Here is a 17,817-nt window from a genome sequence, read left to right as displayed (position 1 = left end):
CGTCGCCCGCCAGCTGCTGCAACCCCAGTTCGCCGGCTCGGCGGAGGCCGATCTCCGCGCGTCGATGGGCAGTTGGTACGACATCGTCGGCCCCGCCCTCGGACTGTGCGCGCCCACCTACGGCGCCCCGCCCGACCCCCAGGGCCTGAGCGACGGCCTCGACTGGGTGCTCACCCACCTCGCCGTGCAGCGCGCCCCGATGGTCCTCGCCCTCGACGACGCCCACTGGGCCGACCCCGAATCCCTGCGCTGGCTCGCCTCGTTCGCGCCCCGGGCCGAGCAACTTCCGCTGCTGATCGTCGTCGCCTACCGGCCCGACGAACTCCCGGACCACGCCGAGTCGTTCAGGGGACTGCCCGGACGCGCGGGCGGACGCCCGCTCGACCTGGAGCCGCTCAGCGCCGCCGCCGTCGCCCGCCTGGTCCGCGAGGCACTCGGCGCGGGCGCCGACGACGCCTTCTGCCGCGAGTGCTGGGCCGTCACCGCGGGCAACCCCTTCGAGACCGTCGAACTCCTCGCCAAGGTCCGCGACCGCGACCTCACCCCGACCGGCACCGGCGCCCATCTGCTGCGCGACCTCGCCGACGCCGTCAAGGGCAGCGGCCTGATCGCCCGCATCGAGCGCCTGGGCACCTCCACCGTCCGCTTCGCCTGGGCGTGCGCCGTCCTCGGCACCGAGATCCATCCCGCCCTCGCCGCGGCCGTCGCCGGGCTCGGGCACGAGGAGGCGGCCGACGCCGCCGAGGCCCTGCGCGGCGCCCGCGTCCTGGCCGGCTCCGACACCCTGGAGTTCGTCCACCCGCTGATCGCCACCGCCGTCTACCGGGCCATTCCCCAGGGCGTCCGCGTCGCCCTGCACGGCCAGGCCGCCTGGTGCGTGGTCAACGCCGGCCTCGGCCCTTCGGCCGCCGCCCGCCACCTCCTGGAGACCCACCCCGACGGCGACACCTGGGTCGTGCACCAACTGCGTGCCGCCGCCGAGGAGACCCTCCTGGCCGGCGCCCCCGACGCGGCCCGCCGCTACCTGGCCCGCGCCCTGCGCGAACCCCCGCCCTTCGAGGACCGGGCCGCCGTCCTGTACGAACTGGGCTCCGCCTCTCTGCTCACCGAACCGGCCACCACGGTCAACCATCTGCGCGCCGCCCTGGAGGAGCCGATCGGCGACCCCGATCTGCGCCACAACATCGTCTACCGGCTCTCCCAGGTCCTCGCCCACAGCGACCGCCTCGCCGAGTCCTCCGACACCCTCGCCCGCGAGATCCGCCTCACCGGGGACGCCCGCGTCCGGCTGCGCATGCTCGCCGAGCAGTTCATGTGGGACGCCTTCCGCGCCGACGAACCCGACCACCCCTCCCGCTCCCGCCGCCTCACCAAGCTCGCGGACCGCCTCAAGGGGTACGACCTCACCGAGCGGTACATCATCGGGCTGCGCACCTGGGACGCGATCCTGCGCGGCGAGCCCGCCCACGTCGCCCTCCACCACGCCGAACGCGCCCTGGTCGGCGGACTGCGCTGGGCGGAACCGGACCGTGGTTTCGAGGTGCCCGTCCTGGTCGCCCTCGCCTTCATGTACGCCGACCGCCCCGGCCGTACCGAGGAACTCTTCGCCGCCGGCATCGCCGAGTACGAACAGCAGGGCTGGCGCGGCGCCCATCTCTCCTTCGCCTACACGCTGCTCGCCTACCTCCGCTACCGCCGCGGACGGCTCGCCGAGGCCGAGGACTTCGTCCGCGCCGGGCTCAGGATCGCCGAGCGCGTCGGCCCCGGCACCCCCGCCCACTGGTACGCCGTCGGCATCCTCATCGAGGTCCTCCTCGCCCGCGGCCAGGTCGCCGAGGCCACCGACACCGCCGAGCACTACTCCTTCGGACCGCCCTTCCCGGCCGCCGTCGTCTTCCCCGACTCCCAGACCGTGTACGGCGAACTCCTGCTCGCCCGCGGCCTGCACAAGGACGCGGCAGCCGAACTCGCCGCCGCAGGACGCCGGTTGGACCCTCGCGGCATCCGCAATCCCTCCTGGTGCCCCTGGCAGCTCCACCTCGCCCGTGCCGAGAGCCCGGACGCCCCCGAACGCGCCGTCGCCACCGCCCTCGAAGCGGTCCTGCGCGCCCGCCAGTTCGGCGCCCCGTCCGCCATCGGCCAGGCTCTGCGCGCCGCCGCCGAGGTCTCCTCAGGCTCGGCCCGCGTGAAGCACCTCGAAGAAGCCGTCACCCACCTGGAACGCTCACCGGCCGCCTACGAACTCGCCTGCGCGCTCGTCGACCTAGGCACCGAACTGCGCCGCACCGGCCGCCCCACCGAGGCCGCCGAACACCTCTACCGAGGCCTCGACGCGGCCGTCCAGTGCGGCGCCGACGGCCTGGTCGACGCGGCCCGCGCCGAACTCGTCGCCGCCGGACTGCGCCCCCGCCGCCTGCACAGCACCGAGACCGACACCCTCACCGCCCGCGAACGCGCGGCGGCCAACCTGGCCGCCCAGGGCCGTACCGACGCCGACATCGCGAGGGAACTGCGCGTGGACGAACCGACGGCGGTCCGTCTGCTGTCCGCGGTCTACCGGAAGATGGGCACGGAAGGCACCGGTCTCGCGGCGGCGCTGAAGCCGACCTGAGCCGCACGACCCCCGCTCAGCCCCTTACCATGGGCGCATGTCGTTCCTCCGCCGCCGCAGCGCCACTCCCGCCGGGCCCGAATTCGACGTACTCGCCATGGACCCGGGCGACTGGCCCGGCAATCTGGGCGCCGGTCTGCTGCCCGCGCCCGACGGCAGCTGCCAGGGCGTCTTCCTGCGCTACGACCTCTTCGGCGGCCGCGGCCCCGCGATGATCATCGGCAACCTGCCCGAGGGATCTCCGGCCCGTGACATCGCCGAGGGCGAGGTCCCCTTCGAGGTGGCCCAGCTGCTGGTGGCGCTGGAGAACGAGGAGGAGGTCACCGTCACAGGGGCCGAGGACATGCCCGTGATGCAGGGCGACAACCTGCTGATCGTGCGCCGGCTCAAGCTCTCCGAGAGCCGGATCTCCTGTGTGCAGTTCGACCGCAGCGACAACGTCCTGGTGACCATCGCCGCCTGGGACCGCCCCATCACGGACGACCTGTACGCCCTGCTGAAACCGCTCCCGGCGGAGCTGTTCCAGCAGGGCTGACCGGCTACTTCCGGGACGGCACCACATTCACGTCGGCCGCCCGCACGAACTCCACGCGGTGGCCGTACTGGATCTCGTAGTACAGGTCCTTGCCGACCACGACCTTGTGCGAGTCGGTCGCGAAGGTGACCGCGTAGTAGTACTCGCCCGGTACCTTGCCGCCGACCACGTACTTCTGGCCCGCCGGGATCGTGTACGGCAGCGGTGAGACCGCCTGCGCGGGGACGCCCGTCGGGTAGGCGGCCGTCTCCGGGTAGGCGCGGCCGTAGACCGGGACGCTCGCGAGACCGGGCTTCGGGGTCACCACCAGACCGCGCGCACCGACCGCGACCGGGTCCTTCTTCGGGTTCTTGAACCAGGCCTTCTGACCCAGGTACCAGATTGCCGTCCAGTCCCCGGCGCGCTCGGCGACGGCGTACTGCTGGCCGGTGGAGACCCGGGACGACAGGTCGTTCACGTCGATGGTCGGTGTCGTGCCCAGGCCGATGTCCTTGATCAGCGGGTAGGTCTCGCCGGGACCCGAGTACAGGCGGACCTCACCCGAGCCGTGGGACGCGCAGGGCTGGCCCTTGGTGACGCACCCCGTGTACGCGGGCTGGTTCGTGGCGTAGTCGGGGCGGATGGTGACCAGACCGGCCTTCTTGCCCGCGGTGGCCTTGAACGGGTGGTCCAGCAGGTCGAAGTAGTGGCGCCAGTCCCAGTAGGGGCCGGGGTCGGTGTGCATGCCGGGGATGGTCGACGTGGTCGGACCCGGCACGTTGTCGTGGCCGAGGATGTGCTGCCGGTCCAGCGGGATGCGGTACTTCGCGGCGAGGTACTTCACCAGACGGGCCGAGGAGCGGTACATCGCCTCCGTGTACCAGGCGTCCGGCGCGGCCAGGAAGCCCTCGTGCTCCAGACCGATCGACTTGGCGTTGATGTACCAGTTGCCCGCGTGCCAGGCAACGTCCTTGGCCTTCACATGCTGGGCGATGAGGCCGTCGGTGGAGCGCAGTGTGTAGTTCCAGGAGACGTAGGTGGGGTCCTGGACCAGATTCAGTACGCCGTCCCAGGCGCCCTCGGTGTCGTGGATGACGATGTACTTGATGCTCTGCGACGCGGGGCGGTTGCCCAGGTCGTGGTTGCCGTAGTCGTTGTCCCCGAACTCCTCGTACGGCGCCGGGATCCACTCGCAGGACACCGACTTCGGGCACTCGGTGCCGGCCGCGGAGAGCGTGCGCAGACCCGTCTGCTTCAACTGCGCGGTGTCGGGGGCGAGTCCGGGCTGGGCGGCCAGCGCGATCTGCTGGCCCGCGTCGGTGGTGCGCTCCTCGCCGGTGCGCAGCACGTCGTAGACGTCGTTCGCGTACGCGGCTGCCGTGGCGGTGTCGTCCGCGCCGGAGAAGCGGGCTACCGCGCCGTACCAGTCCGCCGGGTCGGCGCTGAGAGGCTCGCCCAGCTTCTGCTGAGCTGCCGCGAGCAGCGCGGCGCCGCCGGCCACGTTGGCCGCGGGGTCCGTACGCAGCTCGGCCTGGCTGAGACCGGTCAGTTCGGCGGCCTTGGTCAAGGTCTTGAGGCGGGCCGGGAGTTCGGAGTTCGCCGGCACCTTTGTGTCGGGGTGCAGGGCGGCGCGGGCGCTGTCGCCGCGGGCGTCCTCCGCGCCCTCGCTGTGGTGCGAGGCCGTGGCGAGCGCCGTACGGGCGTCGGTGAGGTGCATCGGGCCGTAGCCGCCGGTGACGCTCGGCGCCCCGGCGTGCGCGTCCCAGCGGGACTGCAGATAGGAGACGCCGAGCAGCACGCTCTGCGGCACGTGGTACTCGGCGGCGGCCGAGGCGAACGCCAGCTGCAGCCGGTCCGCCGAGGACCCGGCGCCGGCCGCGGGGGCCGCGCCGATCAGGGGCAGCAGCAGGGCCGCCGAGGCGAGGGCGCCCGCGGTCCTGCGGGCGCGTCTGTTGCCGGGCGTGGACGTGGAGTCGGGGGCGGAACGCAATGCAGCCTCCTGGGACGAACGAGCGTGGCGGGGCGTGCAGGGCCGGGCGGTGGCTCAGTGGTACCGGCTTGCAGACGATCCGTCAATCATGCCCAGGGCAACCAGAATTCCCACGTCAACACGAGGGAAAAGGAGTTTCTCGGCGGCGGCTCGCGGGCCTGCGACGCGTCAGTGGCGTATACCAATGGGCGCGCGAGCCGAGGCCGGGGCCGGCCGGGGACATACGAAAATCCGCGGTGCGCCGCCGCTGTGGGCGCACCGCGGAGCTTCGTCCCCGTCAGCGAGTGCCGACCGCCGCGCGCACGGCCCGGCGGGCCAGCTGGCAGTCGTCGTGCAGCCGCCTCAGCAGCAGCCGCTGTTCCTCGCCGGACGGCGCAGCACCCGGGTGGGCCGCTCCCGGTGCCGCCGGGGTCGAGTCGTGCATCGAACGCTGCACGGCCGTCTCGTAGGTACGGATCTCACGGGTCAGGACGAGCATCAGGTTCACCAGGAACGCGTCCCGGGAGGCCGGGCCCGCGGACTGCGCGAGCTGGCTGATCTGTCGGCGGGCCACCGGTGCGTCGCCGAGGACCGACCAGAGCGTCGCCAGGTCGTATCCGGGCAGGTACCAGCCCGCGTGCTCCCAGTCCACCAGCACTGGACCGGCCGGGGACAGGAGAATGTTCGACAGCAAAGCGTCGCCGTGGCAGAACTGGCCCATGCCCTGCCGGCCCGCCGAGTGCGCGATGCCGTGCAGCAGCTTCTGCAGATCGCCCATGTCGCGGTCGGTGAGCAGACCCAGCTCGTGGTACCGGGAGATCCGGGCCGCGTAGTCCAGCGGGGCGTCGAACGTGCCGGCCGGCGGCCGCCATGCGTTCAGTCGGCAGATCGCGCCGAACGCCGCCCGGATGTCCGCGCGGGGCGGGGCCTCGGCGGGGTGGCGCTGGAGCGCCGCCACCCGTCCCGGCATCCGCTCGATCACCAGCGTGCAGTTGTCCGGGTCCGCCGCGATCAGCCGTGGGACGCGCACCGGGGGGCGGTGCCGGACGAACGAGCGGTAGGCGGCTATTTCATGACGGATCCGCTCCGCCCAGGCAGGGGAGTGGTCCAGTAAACACTTGGCGACGGCCGTGCTGCGCCCGGTCGTGCCGACCAGGAGCACGGAGCGTCCGCTGCGGCGCAGCACCTGCACCGGAGCGAACTCCGGGCAGATCCGGTGCACCGACGCGAGCGCCGTGCGCAGCTGGGCGCCCTGAGGGCCGGACAAGTCGAGTCTCCCGCTGAGCGGTTGGGTGCCGAGCCCCGGAACACGCCGCGTCCGGCCCGCGCCGAGCGCGGTGGCCGCGGGACGCGCGGCGGGGTCGAGGTAGGGGCCACTGCCCGCCGGACGGGGGTGCAGCGACCGGGGTGGGGCGGACACGGAGGACGATGCTGCGTACATGGGCGAAACAGATCCCTTCGTGTGCCTGCGACGACGGTGCGCTGCCCGGCCCGGCCCCTCGGATGCACCCTGGGGAATGTCCCTCGGTGACCGGGTCGGGGTGGCGCGTTCCTACCTGACACCAGATGTGCAGTGGCACACCATCTGGCGCACCCTGGCGAACCCTGGCGAATAGTCGCCCGGCAACGTGCACCGGGCTATGTTCAACTCAGCCGAGAACCTGGGGGCTTGACGTGAGCGGACAACCCAACTCCCGCTTGTCGGACCTGTTCGGCCTGGCCGGCTGGTCCAAGGGTGAGCTCGCGAGGCTGGTCAACCGGCAGGCGGCGGCCATGGGCCACCCCCAGCTGTCGACCGACACTTCGCGAGTGCGGCGGTGGATCGACACGGGCGAGGTCCCGCGCGATCCGGTGCCGAGGGTGTTGGCGGCTCTGTTCACCGAGCGTCTCGGCCGTGTCGTGACCATCGAGGACCTCGGTCTGGTCCGGCACGGGCGTGCGGGGAGACGGCAGGACGGCGGGAGCGCTGAACATCCCGACGGTGTGCCGTGGGCGCCCGAGCGAACCGCCGCGGTCCTCACCGAATTCACGGGAATGGACCTCATGCTCAACCGACGCGGCTTGGTGGGCGCGGGCGCTGCGCTCGCCGCGGGATCCGCACTCACCAGTGCCATGTACGACTGGCTGCACTCCGATCCGGCCCTCGCGGCCGACGCTCCCCGTTTCGACGATCCCCTGCACGCCGACCCCGCTGGGTTCGACCGCTATGAGGCCGCCCCCATCGGGTCGCAGGAGATCGAGGAACTGGAGCGCTCGGTAGAGGTGTTCCGGGCCTGGGACGCGGCCCGCGGGGGCGGGCTGCAACGCAAGGCGGTGGTGGGCCAGCTCAACGAGGTGGGCGGCATGCTCGCCTACCGCCACCCCGACCATCTCCAGCGGCGCCTGTGGGGCGTCGCCGCCAACCTCGCCGTCCTCGCGGGCTGGATGTCGCACGACGTCGGCCTGGAACCCACGGCCCAGAAGTACTTCGTCATCGCCGCCCATGCCGCACGAGAGGGGGGTGACCGGCCCCGCGCCGGCGAGGCGCTCTCCCGAGCGGCCCGCCAGATGGTGCACCTGGGCCGGCCCGACGACGCGCTGGACCTGATGAACCTCGCCAAGTCCGGCTCCGGGGAAGAGGTGTTGCCCCGCACCAGGGCGATGCTCTACACCATCGAGGCCTGGGCACAGGCCTCCATGGGCAAGGGCCAGGCGATGCGCCGCACCCTTGGCCAGGCGGAGGACCTCTTCGTCTCCGACGGGGCGGACGTGCCGCCGCCCAGCTGGATGCAGATGTTCAAGGAGGAGGACCTGTACGGCATGCAGGCGCTGGCCTACCGCACACTGGCCGAGCACGATCCGAGCGCCGCCGTGCATGCCCAGCACTACGCGGAGAAGGCCCTGGCCCTGCGGGTCGACGGGCGGCAGCGCTCGAAGATCTTCGACTTCCTGTCGATGGCCTCCGCCTGCTTCATCGCCGACGACCCGGAACAGGCCGACCGCTACGCACGCCTCGCCCTGATGTCGATGGGATCCAACTCCTCCCACCGCACCTGGGACCGGCTGCGCCAGATGTACCGGCTCACCGCCGAGTACTCCAGCTACCCGAAGATCAGCGAGCTGCGGGAGGAGATCAAACTGGCGCTGCCGAAGCGGGCGAACGGAGGCAACAGCGCACGGGCATAGGGGGTTTGTGCGCTGGAACTGATCAAGTGGCTATGTGAGCCGGACGGTCACCACGTCACTGCCTACGACGTCACCTTGGCGACGAGCAGGCACGCGTCGTCCTCGCGCCCGGATCCGCCGAACTCCTCCACGACCAGCCGCACGCAGTCCTGTGCGGTGGGTGCCGCGTCGAAGCGCGGGGCCAGGTCGAGGAGCTGTCGTGCGGTCTCCGTGCGGTTTAGCCCGGGTACCAGCCCGTCGGTGTGCAGCAGGAGCAGGTCACCGACGGCGAGGGTCTCTTCGGCCTGCGCGTAGTGGGCCCCGGAGGTCGCGCCGAGCAGGACGCCGTCCGGTGCGTGCAGTGTGCGCCCCGTCCCGTTGCGGAACAGCAGCGGGGCGGGGTGTCCTGCCTGCGCCCAGGTGAGGGTGCGGGTCTCCGGGCGGTAGCGGCAGCAGACCGCGCTGCCCAGGGCCGGCTGGACGGTGGCGTCGAGTAACTGGTTGAGCAGGGAGAGGAGTTGGCCCGGTTCCGTGCCGGCCATCGCCATACCCCGCACGGCGCCCAGCAGCATCGCCATGCCCGAGGCCACGGCGACGCCGTGGCCGGTGAGGTCGCCGACGCTCAACAGGGTCTGTCCGTCGGACAGTTGAAGCGCGTCGTACCAGTCGCCGCCGATCAATGCGCTCGTCGAGGACGGCAGTTGGTGTGCCGCCAGGTCGAGGGTCTGGGGGCCCTGGTGCGCCAGGCGCGGGGAGCCGTGCCACGGCGGGAGCACGGCCTCCTGCAGTTCGACCGCGAGCCGCTGCTCGGTCCGCGCACGCTGCTCCTGGTCCTGGAGCGAGTCACGGGTCTCGCTCACCGCCCGCTGGCTGCGCCGCAGTTCACTGACGTCCCGCAGGACGGCCCACATCGAGACGGTGCTGCCGTCGCCGTCGAGGACGGGCTCGCCCATCATGTGCACGGTCCGCACCTCGCCGTCCGGGCGGACGACACGGAACTCCCCGTCGATGGGTTTGGCGTCGACGAGACAGCTCGTGACCATCGCCGTCAGCCCGGTCCGGTCCTCGTCGAGCACCACGGAGGGCAGTTCGTCGAGGGTCAACGGCGGGGCCTCGGGGGCGCGTCCGAGGATCTGATAGAGCTCGCCGGACCAACTCGCCTCGTCCGTCAGCAGGTTCCACTCGGCGCTGCCCACCCTGCTGAGGAGTGAGCCGCGCCGGGGAGCGGGCGGCACGGCCCGAATCTGGGGCGCCGCCTCGGCGGCGTACGGTGTCTGTGGAAGGCCGTCCCGCAGTTGCGCCAAGTGGGCGTCGAGGTCGTTGAGTTGGTGCAGCGCCAGGTCGTAGACCGCGCGCTCCCAGCGCTCCCGGGGCTCCGCCGCGTCGCTGCGCGCGTCCCGTCGTACGGCGTCAACCTCGCCCTTGAGCCGTCGTGTCTGCGATATCAGCGCGTCGACCGAACCGCTTCCCGGCGGATGGGCGGCTGGGTGATCCGCAGAGAGAGGGGACGACATGACGCACTCCGATGCGGGGACGGTACGGCCGGGGCTGACGGAGGGACGGTTACGACTGTCGCACAGCCCGCGACGCGCTGTAAGGGATTTGGCAACACACGATGCGGTGGTGCTTCTGGCATATGCCAGCGTCTTCACGGATAGGTGGTGCCGTGCGGCTGCGGTACGCCGTTCGACGGTCAAGTCGTAGGCGGGGTACGCGACTTGACGGGCTGCCGTGGATGTCGGGTGGACATTCAGGCGTGCGTTCGATGGTCTCTTGTTCTGGAGGATCTGACCAGGGGATCCGGTACGTCTGAGTCCGTTCGGGTCGTGTGATGCAGGTCACAGAAATTAGTAAGCGCTTCGACGTAATGCAAACGGCACCTTCGGGGTCGTAACAGCATGGACATCACTCTTGAGCAGCCCGCCCGCGGTCGACTGATCACTGCTGAAGAACAGGAGCTGCCCGTTCCCGCCACCTTCCGCTACAGCTCCACGGATCCCCTCGCCGTGCATGTCGAGTTCCCGCCGGACGTCTCGCTGGACGGCACCGGGGTCACCTGGACCTTCGGGCGCTCCCTCCTGGAGGAGGGGCTGCGCGGTCCGGCAGGCGGCGGGGACGTGCACATCTGGCCGTGCGGGCGAGCTCGTACGGTCCTGGAGTTCCACTCGCCCTTCGGCCTCGCCCTGCTCCAGTTCGACACGGATGCGCTGCAGCGCTTCCTGCTGCGGACGTACGCCGTGGTCGCGGCTGGCGAGGAGGACCTCGACGCGGCCGTGGACCGCGGGATCAGCGCCCTGTTCGGCAACGTCTGACTCGACACCGCCTGACTCGGCAACGGCGCATTCGGCAACGTCTCGTTCGGCGCTGCCCGAGCGGCTTTGACTTTTGTTCATCTCCGGCTCATCGCCCGGGTATGGACCCTGACGATCACCCCGTGCACCCTGACGCGCGGCGTGCCGCAGGGGCATGCCGGTGACGAGGGCGGGGCGAATGACACCGATCAGCCGAAGAGGCTTCGTGGGGCTCGGCGCCACCGTGGCGGCGGGCATGGCAGTGGGCGCCACGACCCGGACGGCGGCCGCGGCCCAGAGCGCGGCGACCGGCACGATCTCGGACGTGAAGCACGTGGTGATCCTGATGCAGGAGAACCGCAGCTTCGACCACTACTTCGGACGCCTCAAGGGCGTCCGCGGCTTCGACGACCGCAGCGGCATCACGCTCGGCGGCGGGTACCCGGTCTTCAACCAGCCGAACGGCTCCGGCCGCCAGTACCCCTGGAAGCTCAGCGCCACCCCGGCCGCGGGCGGCACGGACGGCGCGACCCTCGCCCAGTGCAACGGCGATCTGCCGCACTCCTGGTCCTCCCAGCACTCCGCCTGGAACAAGGGCCGGCTCGACAACTGGGTCTCCGGAGTGGGGAACGTACGGTCCCTCGGCTACCTGGACCGCTCCGACATCCCCTTCCACTACGCGCTCGCCGACGCCTACACGATCTGTGACGCCTACTTCTGCTCCACGCTCAGCGCGACCGGCCCCAACCGCACCTATCTGTGGAGCGGCAAGGTCGACTCCACCAGCTACGACGGAGGCGACGAGTCCGGCCTCACCTGGCAGAACTACGCCGAGGCGCTGCAGAGCGCGGGGGTGAGCTGGAAGGTCTACCAGAACGCGCAGGACAACTACGGCGACAACGCCTGCGCCTACTTCAAGAAGTTCGCCTCCGCCAAGGCGGGTGACCCCCTCTACGACCGCGGCATGTCCTCCGTCCCCAAGGTGACGGGCTCGACCCCCGACGACATCGCCGCCGCCATCAAGGCGGACGTCGTCGCCGGCACCCTCCCGCAGGTCTCCTGGGTGGTCCCCAACCAGGCCTTCTCCGAGCACCCGTACGCCCCGCCCGGCGACGGCGCCCACTTCGTGAACCTCGTCTACCAGGCCCTCGCCGCCGACCAGGACGTCCTCGACTCGACCGTCCTGTTCCTCAACTACGACGAGAACGACGGCTGTTTCGACCACGTCCCGCCCCCGGCCCCGCCCGCCGGCACCGCGGGGGAGTTCCTCAACGGTGTCCCGTACGGCTTCGGCTTCCGCGTCCCGATGATCGTCGTCTCGCCCTGGACGCGCGGCGGTTGGGTCTCCTCCGAGGTCTTCGAGCACACCTCGGTACTGCGCTTCCTGGAGACCTGGACGACCGCCCTGGGCAAGCCGGCCGCCTGCCCCAACATCAGCGCCTGGCGCCGCAAGGTCAGCGGCGACCTGACCGGCGTCTTCGACTTCGCCCACCCGGAGTACGGCTCCGTGGCGCTCCCCGCGACCAAGGTCATCGGCTACGACACCTGCGGCCCGCTGCCCAACCCGGTGCCCACGACCAACGCCCTGCCCGCCCAGGAGCCCGGCACCCGGCCCGCCCGCGCGCTGCCGTACCAGCCGAACGGCCATCTGGACCGCCTGGAGTTCGGCACCGGCGGCAAGGTCCTCGCCTGGTTCGCGATGGCCAACCAGGGCGGCGCGGCCAAGAGTGCCGCCCACCTCTCGATCCACCCCAACGCCTACCGCGACACCACCCCGTGGCAGTACACGGTCGACCCGGGCGGCACGGCCTCCGACTACTTCAACATCGGCTCGGGGTACGGCGACGGCAAGTACGACCTCACGATGGTCGGCCCCAACCGCTTCCTGCGCCGCTTCAAGGGCGACGCCACGAAGGCGGGCAAGTCGGCGGAGGTGAGCACCCGTTACGCCGTCGAGTCCGGCACCGGCAAGCTGGCCCTCTGGCTCCGGATGGCCAACTCGGGCACCGCACCGGTGAAGTTCACGATCACCGCCAACCAGTACCGGACGGACGGGCCGTGGACGTACACCGTCCCGGCGGGCGGAGCGACGGAGGACTACTTCAACGCCGTGGCCTACCAGAACGGCTGGTACGACTTCACGGTCACCGTCGACTCCGACACCACCTGGTCGCGCCGGTTCACCGGCCACCTGGAGTCGGGCGCGGCGAGCGTCAGCGGCTGAACTCGGCGCCGAGATCCAGGCGTCAGCGGCTGAACTAGGCGTAGAGGTCCGGGCGTTGGGCGAGGTCGACGGCCGTGCGGTCGCCGGTCTCCAGCGCCCGGACCCCGGCCTCGGCGACCACGGAGGCCGCGTAGCCGTCCCATGCGCTCGGACCGGTGACCTGTCCGCGCCGGGTGGCGTCCACCCAGGACTGCACCTCGCGGTCGTAGGCGGCGGCGAAGCGCACGAGGTAGTCCTGCGGGACCTCCTCGCCGGCCGTGCCACCGGTGGTGACCAGCATCGCGTGCTCGTCGCCGATGCGCGCGCTGCCCGCCTCGCAGACGGCCTCGCAGCGCACCTGGTAGCCGAAGCCGCAGTTGACGAACACCTCGACGTCGACCAGGGCGCCGCCCTCGGTCTCGAAGAGCACGAACTGCGGGTCCAGCAGCCCCTCGGGTGCACCGGCGGCCGAGCGGGGACGCAGCACGGTCACGGCGGTCAGCTCCTGGCCGAGCAGCCAACGGGCCGCGTCGATCTCGTGCGAGACGGAGCTGTTGATCAGCATCGCCGAGGTGAAGCCCGGCGGGGAGGAGACGTTGCGGTGGGTGCAGTGCAGCATCAGCGGACGCCCCAACCGCCCGTCGTCCAACAGGGACTTGAGACGCCGGTACTCGGCGTCGTAGCGCCGCATGAACCCGATCTGCGCCAGCCGTCGGCCCAGGCGCGCCTCGGCCTCCACCACGCGCAGCGCGCCGACGGAATCCGGGACCATGGGCTTCTCGCACAGCACCGGCAGCCCGCGGGCGAAGGCCGCCAGCAGCGCCTCCTCGTGCGCAGGGCCCGGCGAGGCGATCAGGACGGCCTCCACGCCAGGGGCGTCGAGCGCGGCCTCCGGGTCCGGGTGGACGAAGACCCCGTCGAGGCCGGCCACCGCCTCCTTCGCGGACGCGAGATCGGGATCGGCCACGGCGGCGACCCTGGCCCCGCTCACCACCCGGTCGAGGCGTCGGATGTGGTCGGCCCCCATGTGCCCGGCACCCAGTACCGCGACGCCCAACAGGTCACCCACGTGCGCACTTCCTCTCCGCCGACGATCTCGGCGTAGCGTACGCCGGGACCGTGGCGATGTGAGAGGTCGCGTCAGTAGCGCAGGACGCCCGCGATCCCGTGCACCTCGCCCAGGGTGCCGTCCGGGACGAAGCGGACGTCCGCGCCGGTCTCCAGGCACTGCTCGACGATCTCGTCCACGATGTCCTCGCGGGAGTCGAGGTCGTCGCTCTCGGCCGGGACCAGATGGCCGTCGACGACGTCCCGGACCGTCACCCGGTAGTTCTCCTCGACGGCGAGCAGCCGTACGCGGCCCTCCTGGGCGCTCTGCCAGATCTCGTCGACACCGGCCGCGAACGCCTTGTGACCGCGGGCAGACTCCAGCGCCCGGGTCACGGCGTCGGTGCCGCGGCGGGCCTCGGCGGCGACCAGTGGCTGTACCGCCTGCCACACCGCGTCGGGCGTGCCGTGCGCGAGCCCGCCGTGCGCCAGGTGCACGGCCTCCCTGGTGACCCCGCCGACCTCGTCGAGGAGCGACAGCGCCGCCTGTTCACCGGTCACGTACAGCGGGCGCGGCTGTCGGCGCAGGACCAGGCCCATGACACCGTCGGCCTCGCGCAGGAAGTGCTTGGTGTCCTCGTCGCGGAAGGTGCTCGGCATGTCGCCGATCCGCTGCTGGCGTTCGGCGTCGAAGTTCTCCGGGTTCCTGGTGAGCGGGAAACCGCCGGAGGTGTCCTCCGTGACGCGGTCGGCGCCGCCGCTCCAGAGAGTGACCCGGTCCGGAGAGACCGACAGCACCCAGAACGGGCGCTCCGCGGCCTGCGCGGAGACGAGGTTGCGGGTCAGGAAGGTGTCCGACAGCACCACGCGCTCCGGCACGGTCCGCGCGAGCGACCACACCTGGTGCTCACCCGGAGCGGCGAAGATCACCAGACCGTCCTCGGCGTGGGCCAGATCCACCTCCGCCAGGGCCTGGTCGAGCTGATGGACGACGTCGGTGCGCCGCTCCCGGGTCACCGCGGGATCGGCCTCCAACTGCTTCTTGGCCTCGGCCACCACATTGCGCAGCCGGACCGGATCCTGGGCGTTCTCGGGCTCTCGACGGTGCGTCGGCGTCAGCACCGACACGGCCGGATAGGGGCGCGGGCGCCGGAGCTCGGACAGGGCTGTGGGACTCAGGTCGTGCTCCATACGAGCACCATAGGGCCGTTTCGCCGGGAGGGCATTAGGGGCAAGCGCGACCGGCGAAAGAGACAAATCGCTGCTAGCATCCCGCGCCCCGGGGATCCAGTCCCGCACGTCATCGTGCTCAGGTGCTGTCGTCCTCGGGCCCGCACGAACTCCCGGTCGGCGGCAGGGAACCGTACAGCAGGAAGCGGTCCACCTTGGTGTGCACGCACTTCGAAGAGGCGTAACCGGTGTGCCCCTCGCCCTTGTTGTCGAGCACGACCGCCGAGGAGCCGAGCCGCCTCGCCGTCTCCGTGGTCCAGCGGTACGGCGTCGCCGGGTCGCCGCGGGTGCCGACCAGGAGCATCTTCGGGCCGTGGACGTCGCGCACCTTCTCGCGGATGTAGTCGGTGCCCTTGGGGCGGCCGTAGCACATCAGCACCTCGGTGAGCCGGTAGCGGCCGAACACCGGGGAGGCCTGCTCGTACTGCTCGCGCAGCCGGGCGAGGTCCTTGGTGATCCGGTCGGCGCTGGGACGATCCGGGTCGTCCGCGCAGTTGATCGCCATCAGCGCCGCCGGAAGATTGTCGAGCGGTACGTCGTCCGCGTCGACCAGGCCGTCGCCTGCGGTTGTCCGGTCGGGGGAGGAGACTTCGCCGATCGCCCGGTGGGGATAGGCGACTCCGCCGGTCGCGAAGGCCATCACCCCGCGGGTGTCGCCGTCCTCGACCAGCGAGGCGAGGGCGCGCTCCAGGGAGGGCCACATCTCCTCGCTGTAGAGGGCCTGGCCGATGGCGCCCACGAGATCCTGGCCGGTGAACCCCTCGCCGAAGTCGGTCGGCACCGGATCCTCGTCCAGCGACTCGACGAGTCGGACGACCTGCTCGCGGGCGTCGCGCGCGTCCTGGCCGAACGGACAGGCGATGTCCTTGACGCACCAGTTGACGAAATCCTCCAGAGCCGTCTGCTGCCCCTCGGCGCCGGCGATGCCCTGCTCGGCCATCGGCTCGGTCAGTGTGTCGACCCCGTCGAGCACCAACCGGCCGACCTTCTTGGGGAATTGGGCCGCGTACACCGCGCCGAGCCGGGTTCCGTACGAGAAACCCAGGTAGTTGAGCTTCTTGTCGCCGACCGCCTGGCGCATGACGTCCAGGTCGCGGGAGGCGTCGACCGTGCCGATGTGGCGCAGGACGGGCCCCGAGTTCTCGGCGCACTGGGCGGCGGCGGTGCGCAACTGCCGCAGTACGGCCTGCGGATCGCTCAGCCCGCCGTCCCCGTCCGAGCTCTCCGAGGGTTCGTCGGAACCGTCGCCGCAGCTGACCGGCGAGGACCTGCCCACCCCGCGCGGGTCGAAGCTCACCACGTCGTAGCCGTTGGTCAGACTCATGAACTCGTCCCCGCCGGCGGCGAGTTCGTTCACCCCCGCACCGCCCGGACCGCCGAAGTTCAACAGCACCGAGCCCCGCTTCTTGCCCGTCGCCCGATAGCGGGCCATCGCCAGATCGATCGTGCCGGCGGAGGGTTTGGCGTAGTCGAGCGGGACCGTGACCTTGCCGCACTGCAGGTCCTTGGGCGCGTCCATGTCGCACTTCTTCCAGGCGACCTTCTGCCGGTAGAAGCGTGAGAGGTCGGTTTGCGTGCCGTCGGCGGCCACCGCGGGCAGGCCGGCGGCCAGCAGGGCCAGGCCGACGACTCCGGTGAACGCGCAGCGCCGGACAACGGGCCGCGTGGACAGCTTGGCCAGCATCGATGCCTCCTGGGACGCCCACTGCGGACCGGGTGGAACGGCGTCCTCGATCACGATAGGCGGGCACCGCAGCCCCCGCCTCCGGACGAGCGGGGTGGTGCGAACTGCCCTACCCTGTGCGGCCTCGACCCGCATGAAGCCGTTTTACGGCTAGTTCGATAACCGTGCCGCTCGATGGGGTGAAAGGCCGATTAGCCATAACTCTGATGGTTCGCCCGCGTTTTATCCGGTGCGGGCAGCCGCCCGCCTCTCCGGCGCGGGACAGGTGCCCGCGCCCTTGTCTGGAAGGCAGGGACCCTATGCGAAGGGTTACCCGAAACGGTGTGATCGCCGTCGCCGCCGCCTCCGGCGCGATGGTCGTGACGGTTCCGGCGCACGCCGACTCGGCGGCGGACGGTGCCGCGACCGGCTCACCCGGGCTGATCTCCGGCAACACCATCCAGCTCCCGGTGCACGTCCCGGTGAACGTGTGCGGGAACACCGTGAACGTGGTCGGACTCCTCAACCCGGCCGCGGGCAACACATGCGCGAACGAGGGTGGGGGCAAGGCGGCGGGGCCTCGCTCCGGTGCCGACCGCTCCGGCGCACACCACAGGTCCACCGCGCCCGCGTCCACCGCCTCCGGCGGCAGCGTGGCTCAAGGCGGCGGAAAGGATTCGCCGGGCATCCTCTCCGGCAACGGCCTCCAGCTCCCGATCGACCTTCCCGTGAACGTCAGCGGCAACTCGGTGAGCGTGGTCGGCGTCGGCAACGCGTCCGTGGGCAACGAGTCCGTGAACACCTCCGGCGACCGTCCCCACCCCCCGACGCGCCCCACGCCCAGGCCGGCCACCCCGCCCAAGGCGCACCCCGGTCCGCAGGTCTCACCGCACACCCCGGAGCGGGTGGCGCCCGCGCTCGCCCACACCGGCGCAGACCAGACGCTCCCCGCCGCCGCGGCGAGCGCCGCACTGGTCATCGGCGGTGCGGCCCTGTACCGCCGCTTCCGCCCGAGCGCGACACGCTGACCGCGCCGACGCGGACGGCGGACGTACGGAAGGCCCCACCGGCAACCTCCCCTTCCGGTGGGGCCTCCGTTCATGAAGTCGTCGTTCGCCCCGAACTCGGCACTCCTGTAAGGGAGT

The 17,817-nt window shown here is 71.5% G+C and carries 12 protein-coding genes; 6 read left to right on the top strand and 6 right to left on the bottom strand.

What is annotated here, in order from left to right; translation table 11 throughout:
* The coding region (locus tag ACWDR3_RS30580) for an ATP-binding protein (RefSeq protein WP_450355810.1) at positions 1 to 2,611 on the top strand (2,611 nt) is incomplete at its 5' end.
* A gap of 37 nt (positions 2,612 to 2,648) precedes the next feature.
* A complete protein-coding gene (locus tag ACWDR3_RS30575; protein ID WP_450355809.1) occupies positions 2,649 to 3,146 on the top strand; it encodes a hypothetical protein in 498 nt (165 codons plus the stop codon).
* A 4-nt stretch (positions 3,147 to 3,150) separates the two neighbouring features.
* Here ACWDR3_RS30575 and ACWDR3_RS30570 read toward each other — a convergent pair whose 3' ends face one another.
* Entirely contained in the window at positions 3,151 to 5,115 is a 1,965-nt protein-coding gene (locus tag ACWDR3_RS30570) for an N-acetylmuramoyl-L-alanine amidase (RefSeq protein ID WP_450355808.1), read from the bottom strand.
* A 277-nt stretch (positions 5,116 to 5,392) separates the two neighbouring features.
* On the bottom strand, positions 5,393 to 6,535 hold the full coding sequence (locus ACWDR3_RS30565; protein WP_450355807.1) for an aminoglycoside phosphotransferase family protein: 1,143 nt from the start codon (positions 6,533 to 6,535) through the stop codon (positions 5,393 to 5,395).
* Between the two features lie 233 nt (positions 6,536 to 6,768).
* Between ACWDR3_RS30565 and ACWDR3_RS30560 the strand changes: the two genes are divergently transcribed.
* Positions 6,769 to 8,259 (top strand): DNA-binding protein NsdB, encoded by a 1,491-nt coding sequence (locus ACWDR3_RS30560; protein WP_450355806.1) that lies wholly within the window; start codon positions 6,769 to 6,771, stop codon positions 8,257 to 8,259.
* 62 nt (positions 8,260 to 8,321) lie between these two features.
* On the opposite strand, the gene ACWDR3_RS30555 is transcribed toward ACWDR3_RS30560, so the two are convergent.
* Positions 8,322 to 9,752 carry a PP2C family protein-serine/threonine phosphatase gene (locus tag ACWDR3_RS30555; RefSeq protein WP_450355805.1) on the bottom strand — a complete coding sequence of 477 codons (1,431 nt, stop codon included), beginning with the start codon at positions 9,750 to 9,752 and terminating at the stop codon, positions 8,322 to 8,324.
* Positions 9,753 to 10,136: 384 nt separating this feature from the next.
* On the opposite strand from ACWDR3_RS30555, the gene ACWDR3_RS30550 reads away from it, so the two are divergent.
* Both ACWDR3_RS30550 and ACWDR3_RS30545 read left to right on the top strand, forming a co-directional pair.
* Positions 10,137 to 10,550 (top strand): SsgA family sporulation/cell division regulator, encoded by a 414-nt coding sequence (locus ACWDR3_RS30550; RefSeq protein ID WP_124001286.1) that lies wholly within the window; start codon positions 10,137 to 10,139, stop codon positions 10,548 to 10,550.
* Between the two features lie 178 nt (positions 10,551 to 10,728).
* Positions 10,729 to 12,753 (top strand): phosphocholine-specific phospholipase C, encoded by a 2,025-nt coding sequence (locus ACWDR3_RS30545; RefSeq protein WP_450355804.1) that lies wholly within the window; start codon positions 10,729 to 10,731, stop codon positions 12,751 to 12,753.
* 34 nt (positions 12,754 to 12,787) lie between these two features.
* Here the strand turns inward: ACWDR3_RS30545 and ACWDR3_RS30540 are convergent, their stop codons facing one another.
* The 3 genes from ACWDR3_RS30540 to ACWDR3_RS30530 all read right to left on the bottom strand — a co-directional run bounded on the left by ACWDR3_RS30540 (position 12,788) and on the right by ACWDR3_RS30530 (position 16,693).
* Positions 12,788 to 13,801 (bottom strand): Gfo/Idh/MocA family protein, encoded by a 1,014-nt coding sequence (locus tag ACWDR3_RS30540; RefSeq protein ID WP_450355803.1) that lies wholly within the window; start codon positions 13,799 to 13,801, stop codon positions 12,788 to 12,790.
* A 71-nt stretch (positions 13,802 to 13,872) separates the two neighbouring features.
* Positions 13,873 to 14,970: a baeRF3 domain-containing protein gene (locus ACWDR3_RS30535; RefSeq protein WP_450355802.1), complete on the bottom strand. Its 1,098-nt coding sequence runs from the start codon at positions 14,968 to 14,970 to the stop codon at positions 13,873 to 13,875.
* A gap of 118 nt (positions 14,971 to 15,088) precedes the next feature.
* Positions 15,089 to 16,693, bottom strand: coding sequence for an alpha/beta hydrolase (locus tag ACWDR3_RS30530; protein WP_450355801.1), 1,605 nt, complete (start codon positions 16,691 to 16,693; stop codon positions 15,089 to 15,091).
* 299 nt (positions 16,694 to 16,992) lie between these two features.
* On the opposite strand from ACWDR3_RS30530, the gene ACWDR3_RS30525 reads away from it, so the two are divergent.
* Positions 16,993 to 17,700: a chaplin gene (locus ACWDR3_RS30525; protein ID WP_450355800.1), complete on the top strand. Its 708-nt coding sequence runs from the start codon at positions 16,993 to 16,995 to the stop codon at positions 17,698 to 17,700.
* The last annotated feature ends 117 nt before the right edge of the window (positions 17,701 to 17,817 follow it).

It is taken from the genome of Streptomyces sp. NPDC001002, assembly GCF_053599215.1.
This window is presented reverse-complemented; position numbering and strand designations above follow the sequence as displayed.

What these genes read in the sequence shown, in the direction of transcription:
- ACWDR3_RS30565 (WP_450355807.1), bottom strand. Translation starts at nt 6,535, where the DNA reads ATGTACGCAGCATCGTCCTCCGTGTCCGCCCCACCCCGGTCGCTGCAC.
- ACWDR3_RS30535 (WP_450355802.1), bottom strand. Translation starts at nt 14,970, where the DNA reads ATGGAGCACGACCTGAGTCCCACAGCCCTGTCCGAGCTCCGGCGCCCG.
- ACWDR3_RS30575 (WP_450355809.1), top strand. Translation starts at nt 2,649, where the DNA reads ATGTCGTTCCTCCGCCGCCGCAGCGCCACTCCCGCCGGGCCCGAATTC.
- ACWDR3_RS30555 (WP_450355805.1), bottom strand. Translation starts at nt 9,752, where the DNA reads ATGTCGTCCCCTCTCTCTGCGGATCACCCAGCCGCCCATCCGCCGGGA.
- ACWDR3_RS30550 (WP_124001286.1), top strand. Translation starts at nt 10,137, where the DNA reads ATGGACATCACTCTTGAGCAGCCCGCCCGCGGTCGACTGATCACTGCT.
- ACWDR3_RS30545 (WP_450355804.1), top strand. Translation starts at nt 10,729, where the DNA reads ATGACACCGATCAGCCGAAGAGGCTTCGTGGGGCTCGGCGCCACCGTG.
- ACWDR3_RS30525 (WP_450355800.1), top strand. Translation starts at nt 16,993, where the DNA reads ATGCGAAGGGTTACCCGAAACGGTGTGATCGCCGTCGCCGCCGCCTCC.
- ACWDR3_RS30530 (WP_450355801.1), bottom strand. Translation starts at nt 16,693, where the DNA reads ATGCTGGCCAAGCTGTCCACGCGGCCCGTTGTCCGGCGCTGCGCGTTC.